Annotated in this window: 15 protein-coding genes and 1 pseudogene; 10 read left to right on the top strand and 6 right to left on the bottom strand. The window is 61.4% G+C overall.

The features are described 5' to 3' along the window. Positions 1–66: 66 nt before the first annotated feature. From hslU to argS, 4 genes and pseudogenes are all read right to left on the bottom strand, one after another. The gene (gene hslU / locus AB4N73_RS23685; protein ID WP_460142614.1) at positions 67–1404 is read right to left on the bottom strand and encodes an ATP-dependent protease ATPase subunit HslU; all 1338 of its coding nucleotides are present in this window, start codon (positions 1402–1404) and stop codon (positions 67–69) included. 55 nt (positions 1405–1459) lie between these two features. After that, complete coding sequence (hslV, locus tag AB4N73_RS23690; RefSeq protein ID WP_007968352.1) at positions 1460–1990, bottom strand: ATP-dependent protease subunit HslV; 531 nt, start codon at positions 1988–1990, stop codon at positions 1460–1462. A 290-nt stretch (positions 1991–2280) separates the two neighbouring features. Beyond that, positions 2281–2979, bottom strand: a pseudogene (locus AB4N73_RS23695) (SPOR domain-containing protein); the annotation flags it as partial. 12 nt (positions 2980–2991) lie between these two features. Next, positions 2992–4728, bottom strand: coding sequence for an arginine--tRNA ligase (gene argS, locus AB4N73_RS23700; RefSeq protein WP_041477563.1), 1737 nt, complete (start codon positions 4726–4728; stop codon positions 2992–2994). Between argS and AB4N73_RS23705 the strand changes: the two genes are divergently transcribed. Next, complete coding sequence (locus tag AB4N73_RS23705) at positions 4727–4849, top strand: hypothetical protein (protein ID WP_016772057.1); 123 nt, start codon at positions 4727–4729, stop codon at positions 4847–4849. The genes argS and AB4N73_RS23705 overlap by 2 nt on opposite strands. 119 nt (positions 4850–4968) lie before the next feature. On the opposite strand, the gene AB4N73_RS23710 is transcribed toward AB4N73_RS23705, so the two are convergent. Continuing rightward, on the bottom strand, positions 4969–7188 hold the full coding sequence (locus AB4N73_RS23710) for a primosomal protein N' (protein ID WP_252885177.1): 2220 nt from the start codon (positions 7186–7188) through the stop codon (positions 4969–4971). 284 nt (positions 7189–7472) lie between these two features. Here AB4N73_RS23710 and rpmE point away from each other — a divergent pair, with 284 nt between their 5' ends. The 3 genes from rpmE to AB4N73_RS23725 all read left to right on the top strand — a co-directional run bounded on the left by rpmE (position 7473) and on the right by AB4N73_RS23725 (position 9971). After that, positions 7473–7694, top strand: coding sequence for a 50S ribosomal protein L31 (gene rpmE / locus AB4N73_RS23715; RefSeq protein WP_041477565.1), 222 nt, complete (start codon positions 7473–7475; stop codon positions 7692–7694). 41 nt (positions 7695–7735) lie between these two features. Next, entirely contained in the window at positions 7736–8518 is a 783-nt protein-coding gene (locus tag AB4N73_RS23720; protein ID WP_460143606.1) for a thermonuclease family protein, read from the top strand. 184 nt (positions 8519–8702) lie between these two features. Next, positions 8703–9971 (top strand): malic enzyme-like NAD(P)-binding protein, encoded by a 1269-nt coding sequence (locus tag AB4N73_RS23725; protein WP_016772053.1) that lies wholly within the window; start codon positions 8703–8705, stop codon positions 9969–9971. A 319-nt stretch (positions 9972–10290) separates the two neighbouring features. Here the strand turns inward: AB4N73_RS23725 and AB4N73_RS23730 are convergent, their stop codons facing one another. Then, positions 10291–12735: a penicillin-binding protein 1A gene (locus AB4N73_RS23730; protein ID WP_460143607.1), complete on the bottom strand. Its 2445-nt coding sequence runs from the start codon at positions 12733–12735 to the stop codon at positions 10291–10293. A gap of 219 nt (positions 12736–12954) precedes the next feature. Between AB4N73_RS23730 and AB4N73_RS23735 the strand changes: the two genes are divergently transcribed. Genes AB4N73_RS23735 through aroK form a run of 6 tightly spaced genes read left to right on the top strand, consistent with a single transcriptional unit; the run spans position 12955 to position 18341 of the window. Further along, complete coding sequence (locus AB4N73_RS23735; protein WP_252883035.1) at positions 12955–14019, top strand: pilus assembly protein PilM; 1065 nt, start codon at positions 12955–12957, stop codon at positions 14017–14019. After that, a complete protein-coding gene (locus tag AB4N73_RS23740; protein WP_016772051.1) occupies positions 14019–14585 on the top strand; it encodes a PilN domain-containing protein in 567 nt (188 codons plus the stop codon). Before AB4N73_RS23735 ends, AB4N73_RS23740 begins: the two co-directional genes overlap by 1 nt. Further along, complete coding sequence (gene pilO / locus AB4N73_RS23745; RefSeq protein WP_056787337.1) at positions 14582–15205, top strand: type 4a pilus biogenesis protein PilO; 624 nt, start codon at positions 14582–14584, stop codon at positions 15203–15205. The genes AB4N73_RS23740 and pilO overlap by 4 nt, the downstream gene beginning before the upstream one ends. Next, a complete protein-coding gene (locus tag AB4N73_RS23750) occupies positions 15202–15726 on the top strand; it encodes a pilus assembly protein PilP (RefSeq protein ID WP_056787340.1) in 525 nt (174 codons plus the stop codon). The genes pilO and AB4N73_RS23750 overlap by 4 nt, the downstream gene beginning before the upstream one ends. A 13-nt stretch (positions 15727–15739) precedes the next feature. Then, positions 15740–17818, top strand: a complete 2079-nt coding sequence (gene pilQ / locus AB4N73_RS23755) for a type IV pilus secretin PilQ (RefSeq protein ID WP_460142615.1) — start codon at positions 15740–15742, stop codon at positions 17816–17818. Positions 17819–17822: 4 nt separating this feature from the next. Further along, positions 17823–18341, top strand: a complete 519-nt coding sequence (gene aroK / locus AB4N73_RS23760; protein WP_024011270.1) for a shikimate kinase AroK — start codon at positions 17823–17825, stop codon at positions 18339–18341. Positions 18342–18382 lie beyond the last annotated feature (41 nt).

Genomic DNA, 18382 nt, shown 5'->3' on the forward strand with positions numbered 1-18382 from the left:
CGCCTGACACGACCTCTTCGCGAGCAGGCTCGCTCCCACAGGGTCCGCTACCGCTGTAAGTATGGCTTACAGGATATAACGGGACAGATCTTCGTTCTGCGCCAATTCGCCGAGGTGGCTGTTGACGTAGTCGGCGTCGATCAGAATCGCCTTGTCATCGTGGGCGCTGGCCAGGTCGCCGGCGCTGAACGACACCTCTTCGAGCAGACGCTCAAGCAGGGTGTGCAGGCGACGGGCACCGATGTTCTCGGTTTTCTCGTTGACCTGCCAGGCGATCTCCGCCAGACGCTTGATGCCCTCGGGCTGGAACTGGATGTTCAGGCCTTCGGTCTTCAGCAGCGCGCAGTATTGCTCGGTGAGCGAGGCGTGCGGTTCGCTGAGGATGCGTTCGAAGTCTTCCGGGCTCAGTGCCTTGAGCTCGACGCGGATCGGCAGACGACCTTGCAGCTCCGGTACCAGATCGCTCGGCTTGCTCAGGTGGAACGCACCGGAGGCGATGAACAGGATGTGGTCGGTCTTGACCATGCCCAGCTTGGTGTTGACGGTGCAGCCTTCGATCAGCGGCAGCAGGTCGCGCTGTACGCCTTCACGGGAGACATCGGCGCCGCCGACATTGCCGCGCTTGGCGACCTTGTCGATCTCGTCGATGAAGACGATACCGTGCTGCTCGACCGCTTCCAGCGCCTTGGCCTTCAGTTCTTCTTCGTTGACCAGACGCCCGGCTTCTTCATCGCGCACCAGTTTCAGCGCTTCCTTGACCTTGAGCTTGCGCGACTTCTTCTTGCCCTTGCCCATGGTGGCAAACAGCGATTGCAGCTGGTTGGTCATCTCTTCCATGCCTGGCGGCGTGGCGATTTCGATGCCGGAGACTTCGGCGACTTCGATTTCGATTTCCTTGTCGTCCAGCTGGCCTTCGCGCAGGCGCTTGCGGAACAGCTGACGGGTGTTGGAATCGGAGCTCGGCGCTTCTTCGTTGCTGAAGCCCATGCGTGCTGGCGGCAGCAACGCGTCGAGGATGCGATCCTCGGCGGCGTCTTCGGCCCGGTGACGTACGCGGGTCATTTCCTGTTCGCGGAGCATTTTGATCGCGGCATCGGCCAGATCACGGATGATCGACTCGACGTCACGGCCGACATAACCAACTTCGGTGAATTTGGTCGCTTCGACCTTGATGAACGGCGCATTGGCCAGTTTCGCCAGGCGACGGGCGATCTCGGTTTTACCGACACCGGTCGGGCCGATCATCAGGATGTTCTTCGGGGTCACCTCAACGCGCAGCTCTTCAGGCAGCTGCATGCGGCGCCAGCGGTTGCGCAGGGCAATCGCGACGGCGCGCTTGGCATCGTCCTGGCCGATGATATGGCGGTTGAGTTCGTGGACGATTTCGCGGGGAGTCATGGACATAATAATTGACGGTCCTCAAGCAGAAACAAGCCGTGGCACACGGGCCGCAACAGGCTTACTCAGCGAGATCCTGCTCCTCAATGGTCTGGGTGTGGTTGGTGAATACACAGATGTCGCCGGCGATGCCGAGAGCGGTTTCGACGATCTCGCGCGCCGACAGGTCGGTCTTTTTCAGCAGGGCGCTGGCGGCGGCTTGCGCGTAGGCGCCGCCGGAACCCATGGCGATCAGGCCATCTTCGGGTTCGACCACGTCACCGTTGCCGGTGATGATCAGCGAAGCATCCTTGTTGGCGACCGCGAGCATCGCTTCGAGGCGGCTCAGGGAGCGGTCGGTGCGCCATTCTTTGGCGAGTTCGACGGCGGCGCGGATCAGGTGACCCTGATGTTTTTCGAGCTGGCCTTCGAAACGTTCGAACAGGGTGAAGGCGTCGGCGGTGGCACCGGCGAAACCGGCGATGACCTGGCCGTGGTACAGGCGACGGACCTTTTTGGCGTTGCCTTTCATCACGGTGTTGCCGAGAGAAACCTGGCCGTCGCCGCCCATGACGACTTTGCCGTGGCGGCGGACTGAAACGATGGTGGTCAAGGGAAGAGTCTCCACGCAGCGGGGCGAAAATGCCTTATGCCCATTCATATGGGGGTGCTGGAGGGGATTTCAACCGGTTGGGGCGATGGGAGACGAATGGTGTGTGTGATGACTGTGGCGAGGGGATTTATCCCCGTTCGGCTGCGGAGCAGTCGCGAAACCATCATTTGCGGTATGCCTGCTGCACCGCAATGGCTGGTTTCAGGGCTGCTCCGCAGCCAAACGGGGATAAATCCCCTCACCACAAAGTTTGAAGGTCACCTGCAAGTTGCAGCTGACCTCTGAGAACCTTAGCGGCTCTGGCGTTGTTGTAACAACAGGTTGCTGAAGCCGGCGCCAGCCAGTTGTTTCTGCGCCGTGGTCAGTTGTTCACGGTTGCTGAACGGGCCGACCAGCACGCGATACCAGGTTTCATCCTTGACCGTGCCGGACTCCACCGACACGGCCTGGCCGAGCAGAATGATCTGCGCGCGAACCTTGTCGGCATCGGTTTCCTTGCGGAACGAACCGGCCTGGAGGAAAAACTTGGTCACTGGCGCGGCCTTGCTCACCGGTGGCGCTGGCGGCGGCGTGATCCCCGCCAGAGCTGCCTGTGCCCGTGCGGTGTCGATCTTCGCCGCTTCGGCCGGGGTTACCGGCGTGGTCGGGACGGCCGGCACTTGCGGCGTCGGCAGGGTCTTTTCCGGCACCGCGTCCGGCGGCACGATCACTTCCGATTCCGGCAGCAGGGTGTAGAAGTCGTACTTCGGTTTCACCGGTTGCGTCGGGCTCGGCGGGGTCTTGTTGGCCTCGGCGATCTTCGACGCTTTCTGCTGCTGTTCGACCTTCTCGCGCTTGACCGTGTCGCTGCCCTTGCCCGGTTCCAGTTTCATCAGAAACACGATGAACGCGCCGACGGTCAGGCCGATGGCCATCCACAGCCAGCCCGGAATCGGTTGTTTCGCCGGGGCCTGATAGCGGCTGGCGCCGCGTTTGGGTGCAGGTTTTTCTTGGCAGCCAACTTACATACGCTCCAGAGTTTCCAGACCCAACAGCTCCAGGCCTTGCTTGAGGGTGCGACCGGTCAGTGCGGCCAGACGCAGACGGCTCTGCATCTGTGCCGGGGTGTCGGCGGCGAGGATCGGGCAGTTCTCGTAAAAGCTGGAGAACAGGCCGGCGACGTCGTACAGGTAAGTGCAGAGAATGTGCGGCGTGCCTTTTTCAGCCACGTTGTTCAGCACTTCGCCGAACTGCGCCAGCTTCGCCGCCAGCTCCTGCTCGTGCGCCGCTTCGAGGACGATCTGGCCGTCGACTTCGCTGAAGTCCTTGCCCAGTTTGCGGAACACACCGGCCACACGGGTGTAGGCGTACAGCAGATACGGCGCGGTGTTGCCTTCGAAATTGAGCATCAGGTCGAAGTTGAAGCTGTAGTCGCTGGTGCGATGCTTGGACAGGTCGGCGTATTTCACCGCGCCGATACCGACGACCTTGGCGATGTTGCGCAACTCGTCTTCGGCCAGGGTCGGGTTCTTCTCTTTCACCAGGTTGTAGGCACGTTCCTGGGCTTCGGTGAGCAGGTCGATCAGCTTCACGGTGCCGCCATCACGGGTCTTGAACGGACGGCCATCGGCGCCGTTCATGGTACCGAAACCCATGTGTTCCATTTCCATGGGATGGGTGACGAAACCGGCCTTGCGCGCCACCGCGAAGACCTGCTGAAAGTGCAGGGCCTGACGCTGGTCGACGAAATACAGCGCGCGATCAGCCTTGAGCTTGCCGCTGCGGTAGCGCACGGCCGCCAGGTCAGTGGTGGCGTACAGGTAACCGCCATCGGCCTTGACGATGATCACCGGCAGCGGGTCGCCATCGGCGTTCTTGAACTCGTCGAGGAACACGCACTGGGCGCCGTTGCTCTCGACCAGCATGCCCGCTGCTTTCAGGTCGTTGACCACGTTGATCAGGTCGTCGTTGTAGGCGCTTTCGCCCATCACGTCGGCCATGGTCAGTTTGACGTTGAGCAGTTCGTAGATCTTCTGGCAGTGCGACAGCGAGATGTCCTTGAACTTGGTCCACAGTGCCAGGCATTCGGCATCGCCAGCCTGCAACTTGACCACCAGGCCACGGGCGCGGTCGGCGAATTCTTCGGACTCGTCGAAACGCTGCTTGGCCGCACGGTAGAAGTTTTCCAGATCGGACAATTCGTCGCTGGTGATCGGGTTTTCCTGCAGGTACGCCATCAACATGCCGAACTGGGTGCCCCAGTCGCCGACGTGGTTCTGGCGGATCACTTCGTCGCCGAGGAACTCAAGCACGCGGGCCACGCCGTCGCCGATGATGGTCGAGCGCAAGTGGCCGACGTGCATCTCTTTGGCCAGGTTCGGCGCCGACAGGTCGACCACGGTGCGTTGCGCCGGGCCGGCCTTGCGCACGCCGACATGGGCGTCGGCCAGTGCGGCGTCGAGGCGCGAGGCCAGTGCCTGGGTGTTCTGGAAGAAATTGATGAAGCCCGGGCCGGCGATTTCGGCCTTGGTGACGTTCTCGTCAGCGGGCAGTGCGGCGATGATTTTCTCCGCCAGATCCCGTGGCTTCATGCCGGCCGGCTTGGCCAGCATCATGGCGATGTTGCTGGCGAAGTCGCCGTGGGTCTTGTCGCGGGCGTTCTCCACCTGGATCGCCGGCGTCAGGCCTTCAGGCAACACACCTTCGTTGACGAGTTGGGTGAGGGCTTGCTGGATCAGCTGGCGAATGGTGTCTTTCATGGTCTTCTCTTTCGACCGCAAGCGCGGCGGGCGCATCGATGCGCGGGTGGAAAAACTGGGCATTATCCGTTGCGAAGACGGGCTTGCCAACCTTAGCAGGCAGGATGTGGATATGTGGTGACAAAAAGTCCGCTTTCGCGAGCAGGCTCGCTCCCACAAGGTTTTTGCGCAGGACACACAAGGTATGTACGGCGCTGATCCACTGTGGGAGCGAGCCTGCTCGCGAAAGCGATCTTCAGCTCAATACAGATCCACCGGATCAACATCCAGCGACCAGCGCACCGCCCGCCCGCTCGGCATCTGCTCCAGCACCAGCATCCAGCTCGCCAGCAAGCGGTGCAGCGGTGCCCGCGCGGTCGCCTGTAACAACAGTTGGGCGCGATAACGCCCGGCACGGCGCTCCATCGGTGCCGGCACCGGCCCGAGCAATTCGATGCCGCTCAGATTCAACTCGGCCAGCAGGCGTTCGGCTTCGCTGCACGCTTCATCGAGAAAACCTTCCGCCTGCCCCGGCTTGTGCGCTTCGGCACGCAACAGTGCCAGATGGGCGAACGGCGGCAATCCGGCGGCGCGGCGTTCGCTCAGGGCTTGTTCGGCGAAGGCGAAATAACCCTGCTCGGTCAGTTGCACCAATAAAGGATGGTCGGCCAAATGCGTCTGGATGATCACCTTGCCCGGCTCTTCAGCCCGTCCGGCACGCCCGGCGACCTGGACGATCAACTGCGCCATGCGCTCGCTGGCGCGGAAGTCGCCGGAAAATAGGCCACCGTCGGCATCCAGAATCGACACCAGCGTCACCCGGGGGAAATGGTGCCCTTTGGCCAACATCTGCGTGCCCACCAGAATGCACGGCTGACCCTTTTGAATCGTTGCAAACAGCTGATTCATCGCGTCCTTGCGCGATGTACTGTCGCGATCGACGCGCAGTACCGGGTAATCCGGGAACAGAATCGCCAAGCGTTCTTCGGCGCGTTCGGTACCGGCGCCGACGGGGCGCAGATCGACCTTGCTGCACTTCGGGCACTGGCGCGGCGTGCGCTCGACGTTGCCGCAGTGGTGGCAGCGCAACTCGCCGTAACGTTGATGCACGGTCATGCGCGCATCGCAGCGCGAGCACTCGGACATCCAGCCGCAATCGTGGCAGAGCAGGGTCGGGGCAAAGCCGCGACGGTTGAGGAACACCAGCACCTGCTGGCCGTTGGCGAGGGTCTGGCCGATGGCTTGCTGCATCGGTCCGGAAATACCGCTGTCGAGCGGACGGCTTTTCACGTCCAGCCGCAGGAAGCGCGGTTGCTTGGCGCCGCCGGCGCGTTCGTTCAGGCGCAACAGGCCATAGCGGCCGGTGTAAGCGTTGTGCAGACTTTCCAGCGACGGCGTGGCGGAGCCGAGCACGATCGGGATGTTTTCCTGCCGCGCGCGTACCAGTGCCAGATCGCGAGCGTGGTAGCGCAGACCTTCCTGCTGTTTATAGGAGCCGTCGTGCTCTTCATCGATGATGATCAGCCCGGGATTTTTCATCGGCGTGAACAGCGCCGAACGGGTGCCGATAATAATGTCGGCCTCGCCATCGCGGGCGGCGAGCCACGCGTCGAGGCGTTCGCGATCATTCACTGCCGAATGCAGCAGGGCTATACGCGCATTGAAGCGCTGTTCGAAACGCGCCAGGGTTTGCGGGCCGAGGTTGATCTCCGGAATCAGCACCAAGGCTTGCTTGCCGGCTTCGAGGGTTTCGCGGATCAGTTGCAGATAGACTTCGGTCTTGCCGCTGCCGGTGACGCCGGCCAGGAGAAACGCGTGATAACTGTCGAAACCGGCGCGAATCGCTTCATACGCCGCGCGTTGTTCGCTGTTGAGCGGCAGCTCCGGTTGTGCCAGCCAGTGTTCATGGCGGACGCCGGGGGCGTGGCGGCGGATTTCGACTTGCACCAGTCCCTTGGCCAGCAGCAGATCGAGGCTGTCCTTGCTCAGCATCAGTTTGCTCAGCAACTGATGGGCGACGCCGTGGGGGTGCTGGGCCAGCGTGGTCAGCGCCTCGCGCTGGCGTGGCGCACGGGCCACTCGCGGGTCATCGACGCTGGCGCCGGGGGCCACCGACCAGAAGCGTTCCTGGCGGGCTTCGGCCAGCTCGCCCTGACGCAGCAGCACTGGCAAGGCCCAGTTCAAGGTGTCGCCGAGGCTGTGCTGATAATACTGCGCCGTCCACAGGCACAGCTTGAACAGCGCCGGCGGCAGCGGTGAAGTCGAGTCGAGGAGGGCCAGTGCCGGTTTGAGTTTTTCTGCCGGCACCTCGCTGGTGTCGGTGACCTCGACCAGAATCCCGATCATCTCGCGCCGACCGAACGGCACCCGCAAGCGCATGCCCGGCTGCAATTGCTCACGCCGCACCCCGGCCGGCGCCCGGTAATCGAACAGGCGGCGCAAAGGCGAAGGCAGGGCAAGGCGCAAAATGGCGTCGGGCACGCGGGGGGATCTCGATACGCAAAATGATCGGATATGCATGACCTGTGGGAGCGAGCCTGCTCGCGAAGGCGGTGGGTCAGGCAACACATGTGTCGACTGCCATGGCGCCTTCGCGAGCAGGCTCGCTCCCACAGGGAAGTGCGTTCAAGGCCGGGAGCCTAGCAGACGGTCGGTCTCGGTGACAGCTTGCGCGATTGAAAAGGTCTGGTAGAATCCGCGGCCTAATTACGTGCGGTATTCAACAATAGTGTTGGGTGGCGGCACGCTAGCCTGAGGAAGACACCATGAAAGCCGATATCCATCCGAACTACCCGGAAATTGCTGTTACCTGCAGCTGCGGTAACAAGTTCGAAACTCGTTCGACCTACGGCAAAGCCCTGGCGATCGACGTTTGCAACGAATGCCACCCGTTCTACACCGGTAAGCAGAAGACTCTGGACACCGGCGGCCGTGTGCAGAAGTTCGCAGACCGTTTCGCTACTTTCGGCGTCGGCAAAAAAGCCTGAGGCTGATCATTTTGGATGGTCGTTTCGACTTCTCCAGACTGATGAAAAAGGCGTCCCTTGCGGGCGCCTTTTTTGTGTCTGCGATTTGGCTGTCCGCCGCCCAGGCGTTCTGCCCGACACCCGCAGGGCTGACCAGCGTCTCCGTGCAGCGGGTGGTCGATGGCGACACCCTGCGCCTGAGCGACGGGCGCAATGTGCGCATGATCGGCCTCAATACGCCGGAGCTGGGCAAGCAGGGCCGCAGCGACGAACCGTTCGCCGTGGCGGCGCGTAAACGCCTGCAAGCGCTGGTCGATGACAGCGGCGGCCGGGTCGGCTTGCGGCCCGGCAGGCAGGCGAAAGACCATTACGGCCGTACGCTCGCGCATGTTTACAGCGCCAGCGGAGTGAATCTCGAAGCGCAAATGCTTGCCGATGGCCTGGGTTTTCACGTTGCGGTCGCGCCGAATGTCGACCTGGTCGCCTGCCAGCAGGCCGCCGAACGCAGCGCTCGACAGGCCGGGGTTGGTCTCTGGCGGCAATCGCCGGTGCGGAAAGCGCAGGAGATCCAGCGTTCAGGCTTTGCCGTAGTCAGCGGTCGGGTGAGCAAGGTGCAGCGCAATCGCGGCGGAATCTGGATCGAGTTGCAGGACAGGGTTGTATTGCGGGTTGCACCCAATCTGCTCGGACGATTTGACAGTGCTGATCTGGAAGCGCTGAAAAGCAGGCAGATCGAGGCGCGTGGCTGGGTGGTTGACCGATCCCGGCGCGGTGGATTGCAAAAAGGTCAGGCGCGCTGGTTGTTGCCGTTGACCGATCCTTCGATGCTGCACGTACCGCGCTGAAGAAAAATTGTAGACATTTTTACAGCTGATTGTGAACAGTCCAGCCCTTGTGCGCCGTGGCTCTTGGCCCAAAGTCGTAGGGCAGGGCGCTTGACAGCGGTGACTGCCCAGTCTTGTGGGGACTTTGCGAGGCGCGTATCCTCGCTGACCAGTCTGTCCAACAGTAAAAAAGCGGAATGCCAAAATGTCTGATCTGAAAACTGCCGCTCTCGAATACCACGCCAATCCTCGTCCGGGGAAGCTGAGTGTCGAGCTCACCAAGGCCACTGCTACCGCCCGCGACCTGTCGCTGGCCTACAGCCCCGGCGTAGCTGAACCAGTACGCGAGATCGCTCGCGATCCTGAACTGGCCTACAAATACACCGGCAAGGGCAACCTGGTGGCAGTCATTTCCGATGGCACCGCGATTCTGGGCCTGGGCAACCTCGGCCCATTGGCTTCCAAGCCTGTGATGGAAGGCAAGGGCGTGCTGTTCAAGCGCTTCGCCGGCATCGACGTATTCGACATCGAAGTCGACTCGGAAAGCCCGCAAGCCTTCATCGACACCGTCAAGCGCATCTCCATCACCTTCGGTGGCATCAACCTGGAAGACATCAAGGCGCCAGAGTGCTTTGAGATCGAACGCGCTCTGATCGAGCAGTGCGACATTCCGGTGTTCCACGATGACCAGCACGGCACCGCGATCGTGACCGCTGCCGGCATGATCAACGCCCTGGAAATCGCTGGCAAAACCCTGCCGGAAGCAAAAATCGTCTGCCTCGGCGCCGGCGCTGCCGCCATCTCCTGCATGAAACTGCTGGTGAGCATGGGCGCTCGCATCGAAAACATCTTCATGGTTGACCGTACCGGCGTGATCCACTCCGGCCGTGACGACCTGAACCAGTACAAAGCCGTGTTCGCCCACGCTACCGAGAAGCGCACCCTGGCAGACGCACTGGCAGGCGCTGACGTATTCGTCGGTCTGTCCGGTCCGAACCTGCTGAGCGCCGAAGGCCTGCTGTCGATGGCGGCCAACCCGATCGTGTTCGCCTGCTCCAACCCGGATCCGGAAATCTCCCCGGAACTGGCGCACGCCACCCGTAGCGATGTGATCATGGCAACCGGCCGTTCGGACTACCCGAATCAGGTCAACAACGTACTGGGCTTCCCGTTCATCTTCCGTGGTGCCCTGGACGTTCGCGCCAAGCGCATCAACGAAGAAATGAAAGTCGCCGCCGCCAACGCCCTGCGCGAACTGGCCAAACTGCCTGTTCCACAGGACGTGTGCGATGCCTACGGCGGTGCTCCGCTGGAGTTCGGCCGTGAGTACATCATTCCGAAGCCAATGGACAAGCGCCTGATCACCCTGATCTCCGACGCCGTGGCCAAGGCCGCGATCGAGACCGGCGTTGCTACTCTGCCGTATCCGAAGAACTACCCGCTGAAAAGCGTGGATGACGTGTTCAACGGCTAAGTCGTTGTAGCGTTTCAAACAAAAGCCCCGGCTCGTGAGAGTCGGGGTTTTTTTTGCCTGAAGATCAAGAGCCCCTCACCCTAACCCTCTCCCAGAGGGAGAGGGGACTGATTGGGGGACGCTTGGGAGCTACGCCGACCTGAATGTATGGTTTTGAATCCATAATCGACACCACACTTTCAGGTCGGTGTTTGACCCCAGACAACTCGGTAAGTCCCCTCTCCCTCTGGGAGAGGGTTAGGGTGAGGGGCTTTTGATCTTCGGGTAATAAAAAGCCCCGCACTTCTCACGAAGACGGGGCCTTTTTGCGGCATCAGGATCAGAACAAATCGATCGGCGCCTGCTCATCCGCCGGCAGCGGGCTGCCCGGTACGGCGCCGTTGCCCAGCTCGTTCACCGATGGCGGCGTGTCTTCGGCCTTGAACAGTTCGAAGTATGCCCCCGGTGTGCTCGGTGTTGCTGCACGGCCGCTGACCGGGTCTACCCGCAGGCTGAGCAAGCCTTCTGGCTCAGGCTGCACATGCGGCGGCTTGTCTTTCAGCGCGGCCGACATGTAATTCATCCATATTGGCAGCGCCACAGTACCGCCGAACTCACGGCGTCCGAGGCTTTCCGGTTGGTCGAAACCAGTCCACACCGTGGTTACGTAATCAGCGTTGTAGCCAGAGAACCAGGCATCTTTCGATTCGTTGGTGGTACCGGTCTTGCCCGCGATGTCACTGCGGCCCATGGCCAGTGCGCGCCGGCCGGTGCCGAGTTTGATTACGTCCTGCAGCATGCTGTTGAGGATGTAGGTGGTACGTCCATCGACAATCCGTTCGGCCACGGCCGGCGCTTGCGGCACTGCCGGATTGGCCGACGCTTCACCGGCAACCGGAGCGGCATTGACCGTGAACGACTCGGTAGCCGGCACAGCGATACCGTCGGTCGCCGCACCACCCTGTGGCACGGTCGGCGGGTTGGCGACGAACAAAGTGTCACCGTTACGGCTTTCGATCTTGTCGATGATATACGGAGTGATCTTGTAGCCACCGTTGGCAAAGGTGCTCCAGCCAGTGGCGATTTCCATCGGCGTCAGCGTTGCGGTGCCGAGTGCCAGCGACAGGTTCGGCGGCAGGTCCTGCTTGTTAAAGCCGAAGCGAGTGATGTAGTCGATGGTCTTGCCCACGCCCATGGCCTGCAGCAGGCGGATCGACACCAGGTTGCGCGACTTGTACAGCGCTTCACGCAGGCGGATCGGGCCGAGGAAGGTGTTGGTGTCGTTCTTCGGTCGCCAGACCTTGTCCAGGTACTCGTCGACGAACACGATCGGCGCATCGTTGACCAGGCTGGCAGCGGTGTAGCCGTTATCCAGCGCGGCGCTGTAAACGAATGGCTTGAAGCTCGAACCCGGCTGACGCTTGGCCTGCATGGCACGGTTGTAGTTGCTCTGCTCGAAGGCGAAGCCACCCACCAGCGAACGGATCGCACCGTTCTGCGGATCCAGCGACACCAGTGCGCCCTGAGCCTGGGGAATCTGGCTGAATTTCAGCGAATTGTCCGTCTGGCGCTGCACGCGGATCAGATCACCGACCTGCGCCACATCCGACGGCTGGCGCGGGTTGGCGCCCATGCTGTTGGTGTTGAGGAACGGTCGCGCCCATTTCATCGTGTCCCAGGCTACGTGCTCTTCTCCGGTGCGGGTCAACACTTGCAGGCCGGTTTTATCGACTTGGGTAACGATCGCAGGTTCGAGGCTGCTGATGGTGCGCTGCTTGGTCAGCTCGCTGGCCCAGGCTTCGCGGGTCTTGCCCGGCAGGCGCGACTCGGGGCCACGGTAGCCGTGGCGCTGGTCGTAGGTCATCAAGCCTTCGTGCAGCGCGGTGTTGGCCATTTCCTGCAGATTGCTCGGCACTGTGGTGGTGACGCGGAAACCTTCGGTGTAGGCGTCGCTGCCATAACGGCCGACCATTTCGGCACGGGCCATTTCGGCGATGTACGGTGCGTTCACTTCCGGGGTCGGTACGTGATAGCTGGCGTTCAGTGGCTCGTTGATCGCGGCGGTGTAGTCGGCTTCGCTGATCTTGCCCAGCTTGTACATGCGCCCGAGGATCCAGTCGCGGCGTTCTTTACTGCGCGCCGGGTTGGCCAGCGGATTGAAACGCGACGGTGCTTTTGGCAGACCGGCGATCATCGCCATCTGCGCCAGGCTGATGTCACGGATCGATTTGCCGTAATACACCTGCGCCGCCGCCTCGATGCCGTAGGCGCGGTTGCCCAGGTAGATCTTGTTGACGTACAGCTCAAGAATCTCGTCCTTGGTCAGCTGTCGCTCGATCTGCAAGGCGAGGAGAATTTCTGTGGTTTTACGCGAGAAGCTGCGCTCGCTGGTGAGGAAGAAGTTCTTCGCCACCTGCATGGTGATGGTGCTGCCGCCGGACTGAATATGTCCGCTCTTGACCAGTTGCGTCGCCGCGCGCATCAGGCTGCTCGGGTCGACGCCATAGTGGTTGGCAAAATTGTCGTCTTCAGCACTTAGTAACGCATTGATGAAGTTGGGCGGAATGTCGGCGAAACGAATCGGTGTACGGCGCATTTCGCCAAATTCTGCGATCAACTTGTTGTCGCTGCTGTAGACGCGCAGAGGAATCTGCAACTGAATGCTTCTCAGCGCCTCCACAGACGGCAAACCCGGACTAAGGTAAAGAAAGGCGCCGCTGAGACCTAAGAGCAGTCCGCAGAAAACGGCGACGATGGACCAACCGAAAAATTTCAGCAGACGAATCAAGGCTTTTGGACATCCAGGGCAAAGAATGAATTTGGCACGGGGCTGCGGTTACACACAGAGCCATCCGCGCTGGCAGTAAAAAGCGGAAAAAATCGCTGGGCATTATAAGCACTTTTCCGTCGGGGGCGTCATTGGCGCTTCTGTCAAGACGGGGGTGAAGGAACGCAATGCGTATTACAGAGTCCGTAACTCACGGAAAGTCATAGGGAATTGGTAGTGCTGGGACTCTTCAATAAAAAGACCAATGCGTTACTGGGGATCGACATCAGCTCCACGTCGGTGAAGCTGCTGGAACTGAGCCGTCAGGGCGAGCGCTACCGGGTCGAGGCCTATGCGGTGGAGCCGTTGCCGGCGAACGCCGTGGTCGAAAAGAACATCGCCGACCTCGAAGGCGTCGGCCAGGCGCTGAGCCGGTTGCTGGTGAAAGCGCGAACCGGGGTCAAGAGCGTGGCGGTGGCAGTGGCCGGTTCTGCGGTGATCACCAAGGTCATCGAGATGGACGCCGGGCTGTCCGACGACGAACTGGAAAACCAGCTCAAGATCGAGGCCGACCAATACATTCCCTATCCGCTGGACGAAGTCGCCATCGATTTTGAAGTCCAGGGCGTCTCGCCGCGCAACCCGGAACGGGTCAACGTGCTGCTTGCCGCCTGTCGCAAGGAAAACGTCGAGGTGCGTGAAGCGGCGCTGGCGCTCGCCGGCCTGACCGCGCGGGTGGTGGACGTCGAGGCCTACGCCCTCGAGCGCTCGTTCGGTCTGCTGGCGACGCATCTGGCGGCCTCCCAGGAGCGCCTGACCGTGGCGGTGGTCGACATCGGCGCCACCATGACCACTCTCAGCGTCCTGCACAACGGCAAGATCATCTACACCCGTGAGCAATTATTCGGCGGACGCCAGCTTACCGAGGAGATCCAGCGCCGCTACGGCCTCACGGTCGAACAGGCGGGCCTGGCGAAAAAACAGGGCGGGCTGCCTGACGATTACGTCAGCGAGGTCTTGCAGCCATTTCGCGAGGCGCTGGTGCAGCAAGTCTCGCGTTCGCTGCAGTTCTTCTTCGCCTCCGGGCAGTACAACGCGGTCGACCATATCCTGTTGGCCGGCGGCACCGCCTCGGTGCCCGGGCTGGACCGTCTGATCGAACAGCGTCTGGACACGCCGACGCAGGTCGCCAACCCATTCGCCGACATGGCCTTGGGCAGCAAGGTCAACGCAGGAGCGCTGGCCAGCGACGCGCCAGCCTTGATGATTGCCTGCGGGCTCGCGCTCAGGAGTTTCGACTGATGGCGCGGATCAACCTTCTCCCCTGGCGCGAGGAACGCCGCGAAGAACGGCGCAAACGCTTTCTGCTGGTACTTATCGGCGTGCTGGCCGGCTCGATCGGCGCGGTGCTGATTGCCGACCAGATCATCACCGCAGCCATCGAGCGGCAAATGGCGCGCAACGATTACATCGGCAAACAGATTGCCGTGGTCGACGAGCGCATCAAGCAGATCAGTGAACTCAAGGCGCGCCGCCAGCAACTGGTCGAGCGCATGCGCATCATCCAGGACCTGCAGGGCAACCGGCAGATCAGCGGGCGAATCTTCGATCAGTTGGCGCGTACGTTGCCGGACGGCGTGTATTTCACCGATGTGAAAATGGCCGGCAAGACCCTGTCCATCAGTGGCGCGGCGGAGTCGAACAACCGGGTCTCCGAGCTGATGCGCAATCTCGACGCGTCCGACTGGTTCGACGCGCCAAGCCTGAATGAGGTCAAGGCCACCAGCGCTGATCAGGTCGAACAAGCCAACGTCTTCCAGCTGACCGTTCGTCAGACGCAGCCCAAGGTTGTGGAGGACGAGCAATGAACGCCTCCGGATGGCTGCAAAGCCTGCGCAGTATCGATTTCAACGACCTCGACACCAGCAACATCGGCTCTTGGCCCCCGGTGGTAAAAACCCTGTGCGGTGCGCTGGTGATGGTGTTGATCCTCGCGCTTGGCTATTACTTCTTCATCAGCGACATGGAAAATCAGCTCGACCTCAAGCGCGAAGAGGAAACCACCCTCAAGGAACAATTCGCCAGCAAGGCGCGGCTGTCGGCGAACCTTGAGCTCTATACCCAGCAAATGAAGGAAATGGAAAACACCTTCGGCGTATTGCTGCGGCAATTGCCCAGCGACACTGAAGTGCCGGGCCTGCTCGAAGACATCACCCGCACTGGTCTGGGCAGCGGCCTGGAATTCGAGGAAATCAAGCTGCTGCCGGAAGTGACCCAGCCGTTCTACATCGAGCTGCCGATCCAGATCACCGTGACAGGCGCCTATCACGACCTCGCGACCTTCGTCAGCGGCGTCGCCGGGCTGCCACGAATTGTCACTCTGCACGATTTCGAACTGGCGCCAGCCAATCCCGAGGGCGGGACGAAGCTGCGCATGAGCATTCTTGCCAAGACGTACCGCTATAACGACAAGGGGCTGGAGAAATGACCCCGATTCGTTATCTCGTCCTGCCCATGATGCTGGCGCTGAGCGGCTGCGGTGGCGGTGATGACTTCAGCGACCTCGACGCGTACCTCAACGAAGTGCGTCTGCGTCCGGCGGGCAGGATTGAACCAACGCCGACATTCCGGTCTTACCCCACATTCACTTACAGCGCCGCCAACCTGCGCAGCCCGTTTTCGCGGCAGGCGAGAGTCGATCTGGCCGGGCAGAAACACGGTTCGCGCAACGTCAAACCCGACCCCAGCCGGGTCAAGCAATACCTTGAAGGGTTCAACATCGAGCAGTTCGAAATGGTCGGCACGATTGCCAATGCCTCGGGCTCGTTTGCGCTGTTGCGCGGCGCAGGCGGGGTGCATCGCCTGAAGGTCGGCGACTACCTGGGCCGCAACGACGGCCGCATTGTCGCCATTAGCCCTACCCAGGTCGATGTCGTGGAGATCGTGCCCGACGGCGCCGGCGCCTGGCTGGAGCGGCCGCGCACCATTCCTTTGAAAGAGCACTCATAGTGGAAGTCGAACAATGAACAGGATTTTCTCCACCCTCGGTTTTTCGCTATGGATAGCGCTGGTGTCACCGATGGTAATGGCGGCCAGTCTGAAAGCGCTGGATGTTGCCGCGCTGCCGGGTGACCGCGTCGAACTGAAGCTGTCATTCGACGGCCCGCCACCACAGCCCAAGGGCTACACAACCGAGTCACCGGCACGCATTGCACTGGATCTGCCGGGCGTGACCAGCCAGTTGTCCAACAAGAATCTTGATCTGGGCAGCGGCAACGCGCGCACGGCCACGGTGGCCGAAGCCAAGGATCGCACGCGGCTGATTGTCAGCCTGACGCAGTTGGCGCCTTACAGCACGCGGGTCGAGGGCAATAATCTGTTTGTGGTGGTCGGTCAGGGCGCTTCCGCGACTGCGCCGCGCCCGGCTGCCGTTGCACCGCGTGCCGCCACGGCCGCTGCGGCACCTGCCAGACCAGCCGCGCAACGCAGCAGGGCGATTCGCGGTGTCGATTTCCAGCGCGGCACCGAGGGCGAGGGCAACGTAGTCATCGACCTCTCTGATCCGACCATCGCTCCAGATATTCAGGAGCACGATGGCAAGATCATCCTCAGCTTCGCCCGCACGCAATTGCCGGAAAAGCTGCGCGTGCGCCTCGACGTCAAGGATTTCGCCACGCCGGTGCAGTTCGTCAATGCCGCGGTAACCGGTGATCGCGCAGTGATCAGCGTCGAGCCCAGCGGCACCTTCGACTATTCCACATTCCAGACCGACAACAAGCTCACCGTGAGCGTTCGGCCGATGAGCATCGACGACCTGCAAAAGCGCAACGCCGACCGTCAGGCCTATGTCGGCGACAAGCTCTCGCTGAATTTTCAGGACATCGACGTGCGTTCGGTACTGCAACTGATCGCGGACTTCACCAATCTCAATCTGGTGGCGAGCGATACGGTGCAGGGCGGTATCACTTTGCGCCTGCAGAACGTGCCGTGGGATCAGGCACTGGATCTGGTGCTGAAAACCAAGGGGCTGGACAAGCGCAAGATCGGCAACGTGCTGCTGGTCGCGCCGGCCGATGAAATTGCCGCTCGCGAGCGTCAGGAACTGGAATCGCAGAAGCAGATCGCCGAGTTGGCGCCCCTGCGTCGTGAGCTGCTGCAAGTCAATTACGCCAAGGCAGCGGACATCGCCAAGCTGTTCCAGTCGGTGACCAGCGCCGAGGCCAAGGTCGACGAGCGCGGTTCGATTACCGTCGATGAGCGAACCAACAACATCATTGCCTACCAGACCCAGGATCGCCTCGACGAACTCCGGCGGATCGTCGCCCAGCTGGATATTCCGGTGCGCCAGGTGATGATCGAGGCGCGCATCGTTGAGGCCAACGTCGATTACGACAAGAGCCTGGGCGTGCGCTGGGGCGGTTCGGTGCAGAACAAGGGCAACTGGAACGCCTCCGGGGTCAACGGTTCGTCGAGCACTATCGGTACGCCGGGCAGCACCGGCACCAACTCGCCGTTCGTCGACATGGGCACGGTCAATAACACTTCGGGGATCGGCATTGCTTTCATCACCGACAACGTACTGCTGGATCTCGAACTGACGGCGATGGAAAAAACCGGCAATGGCGAAATCGTCTCGCAGCCGAAGGTGGTCACCTCGGACAAGGAAACCGCGAAGATCCTCAAAGGCACCGAGATTCCCTATCAGGAGGCCAGCTCCAGCGGCGCTACCTCGGTGTCGTTCAAGGAGGCTTCGCTGTCACTGGAAGTCACCCCGCAGATCACCCCGGACAACCGCATCATCATGGAGGTCAAGGTCACCAAGGATGAGCCCGATTACCTGAACAAAGTGCAGGATGTGCCGCCGATCAAGAAAAACGAGGTCAACGCCAAAGTGCTGGTAAATGACGGCGAGACCATCGTAATCGGCGGTGTTTTTTCAAATACTCAGAGCAAGGTCGTAGATAAGGTGCCATTTCTTGGCGATGTGCCGTATCTTGGCCGCCTTTTCCGGCGTGATGTGGTTTCGGAGAAAAAATCCGAGCTGCTGGTATTTCTCACTCCGCGTATCATGAATAACCAGGCGATTGCTGTGAGTCGTTGATTCTGTGCGAAATTTGATACTTGTAGGACCGATGGGTGCTGGCAAAAGCACCATCGGCCGATTGCTGGCCAAAGAGCTGCGCCTGCCGTTCAAGGATTCCGACAAGGAAATTGAGCTGCGCACGGGTGCCAATATCCCATGGATCTTCGACAAGGAAGGCGAGCCCGGCTTTCGTGACCGTGAGCAGGCGATGATCGCCGAGCTGTGCGCGTTCGATGGTGTGGTGCTGGCGACCGGCGGCGGCGCGGTGATGCGTGATGCCAATCGCAAGGCCCTGCATGAAGGCGGGCGCGTGGTGTATCTGCACGCCTCCGTCGAGCAGCAGGTCGGCCGCACCTCCCGCGACCGCAATCGGCCGCTGCTGCGTACCGCCGATCCGGCGAAAACCCTGCGCGACCTGCTCGAGATCCGGGATCCGCTTTATCGGGAAATTGCCGATCTGGTGGTGGAAACCGACGAGCGGCCGCCACGCATGGTGGTGCTCGACATTCTCGACCGTCTCGCGCAGTTGCCACCCCGTTAAAGCATCGCCCGAAATGCGCTATCCTCGGCGTCCTGTCAGCG

Source organism: Pseudomonas sp. S3_B08 (assembly GCF_054667725.1).

Coding starts and splice junctions, on each gene's coding strand:
- hslU (WP_460142614.1), bottom strand. CDS start 1,404: ATGTCCATGACTCCCCGCGAAATCGTCCACGAACTCAACCGCCATATC.
- AB4N73_RS23705 (WP_016772057.1), top strand. CDS start 4,727: ATGGTCTTCTCTTTCGACCGCAAGCGCGGCGGGCGCATCGATGCGCGG.
- argS (WP_041477563.1), bottom strand. CDS start 4,728: ATGAAAGACACCATTCGCCAGCTGATCCAGCAAGCCCTCACCCAACTC.
- rpmE (WP_041477565.1), top strand. CDS start 7,473: ATGAAAGCCGATATCCATCCGAACTACCCGGAAATTGCTGTTACCTGC.
- AB4N73_RS23720 (WP_460143606.1), top strand. CDS start 7,736: ATGAAAAAGGCGTCCCTTGCGGGCGCCTTTTTTGTGTCTGCGATTTGG.
- AB4N73_RS23725 (WP_016772053.1), top strand. CDS start 8,703: ATGTCTGATCTGAAAACTGCCGCTCTCGAATACCACGCCAATCCTCGT.
- AB4N73_RS23740 (WP_016772051.1), top strand. CDS start 14,019: ATGGCGCGGATCAACCTTCTCCCCTGGCGCGAGGAACGCCGCGAAGAA.
- pilO (WP_056787337.1), top strand. CDS start 14,582: ATGAACGCCTCCGGATGGCTGCAAAGCCTGCGCAGTATCGATTTCAAC.
- AB4N73_RS23750 (WP_056787340.1), top strand. CDS start 15,202: ATGACCCCGATTCGTTATCTCGTCCTGCCCATGATGCTGGCGCTGAGC.
- pilQ (WP_460142615.1), top strand. CDS start 15,740: ATGAACAGGATTTTCTCCACCCTCGGTTTTTCGCTATGGATAGCGCTG.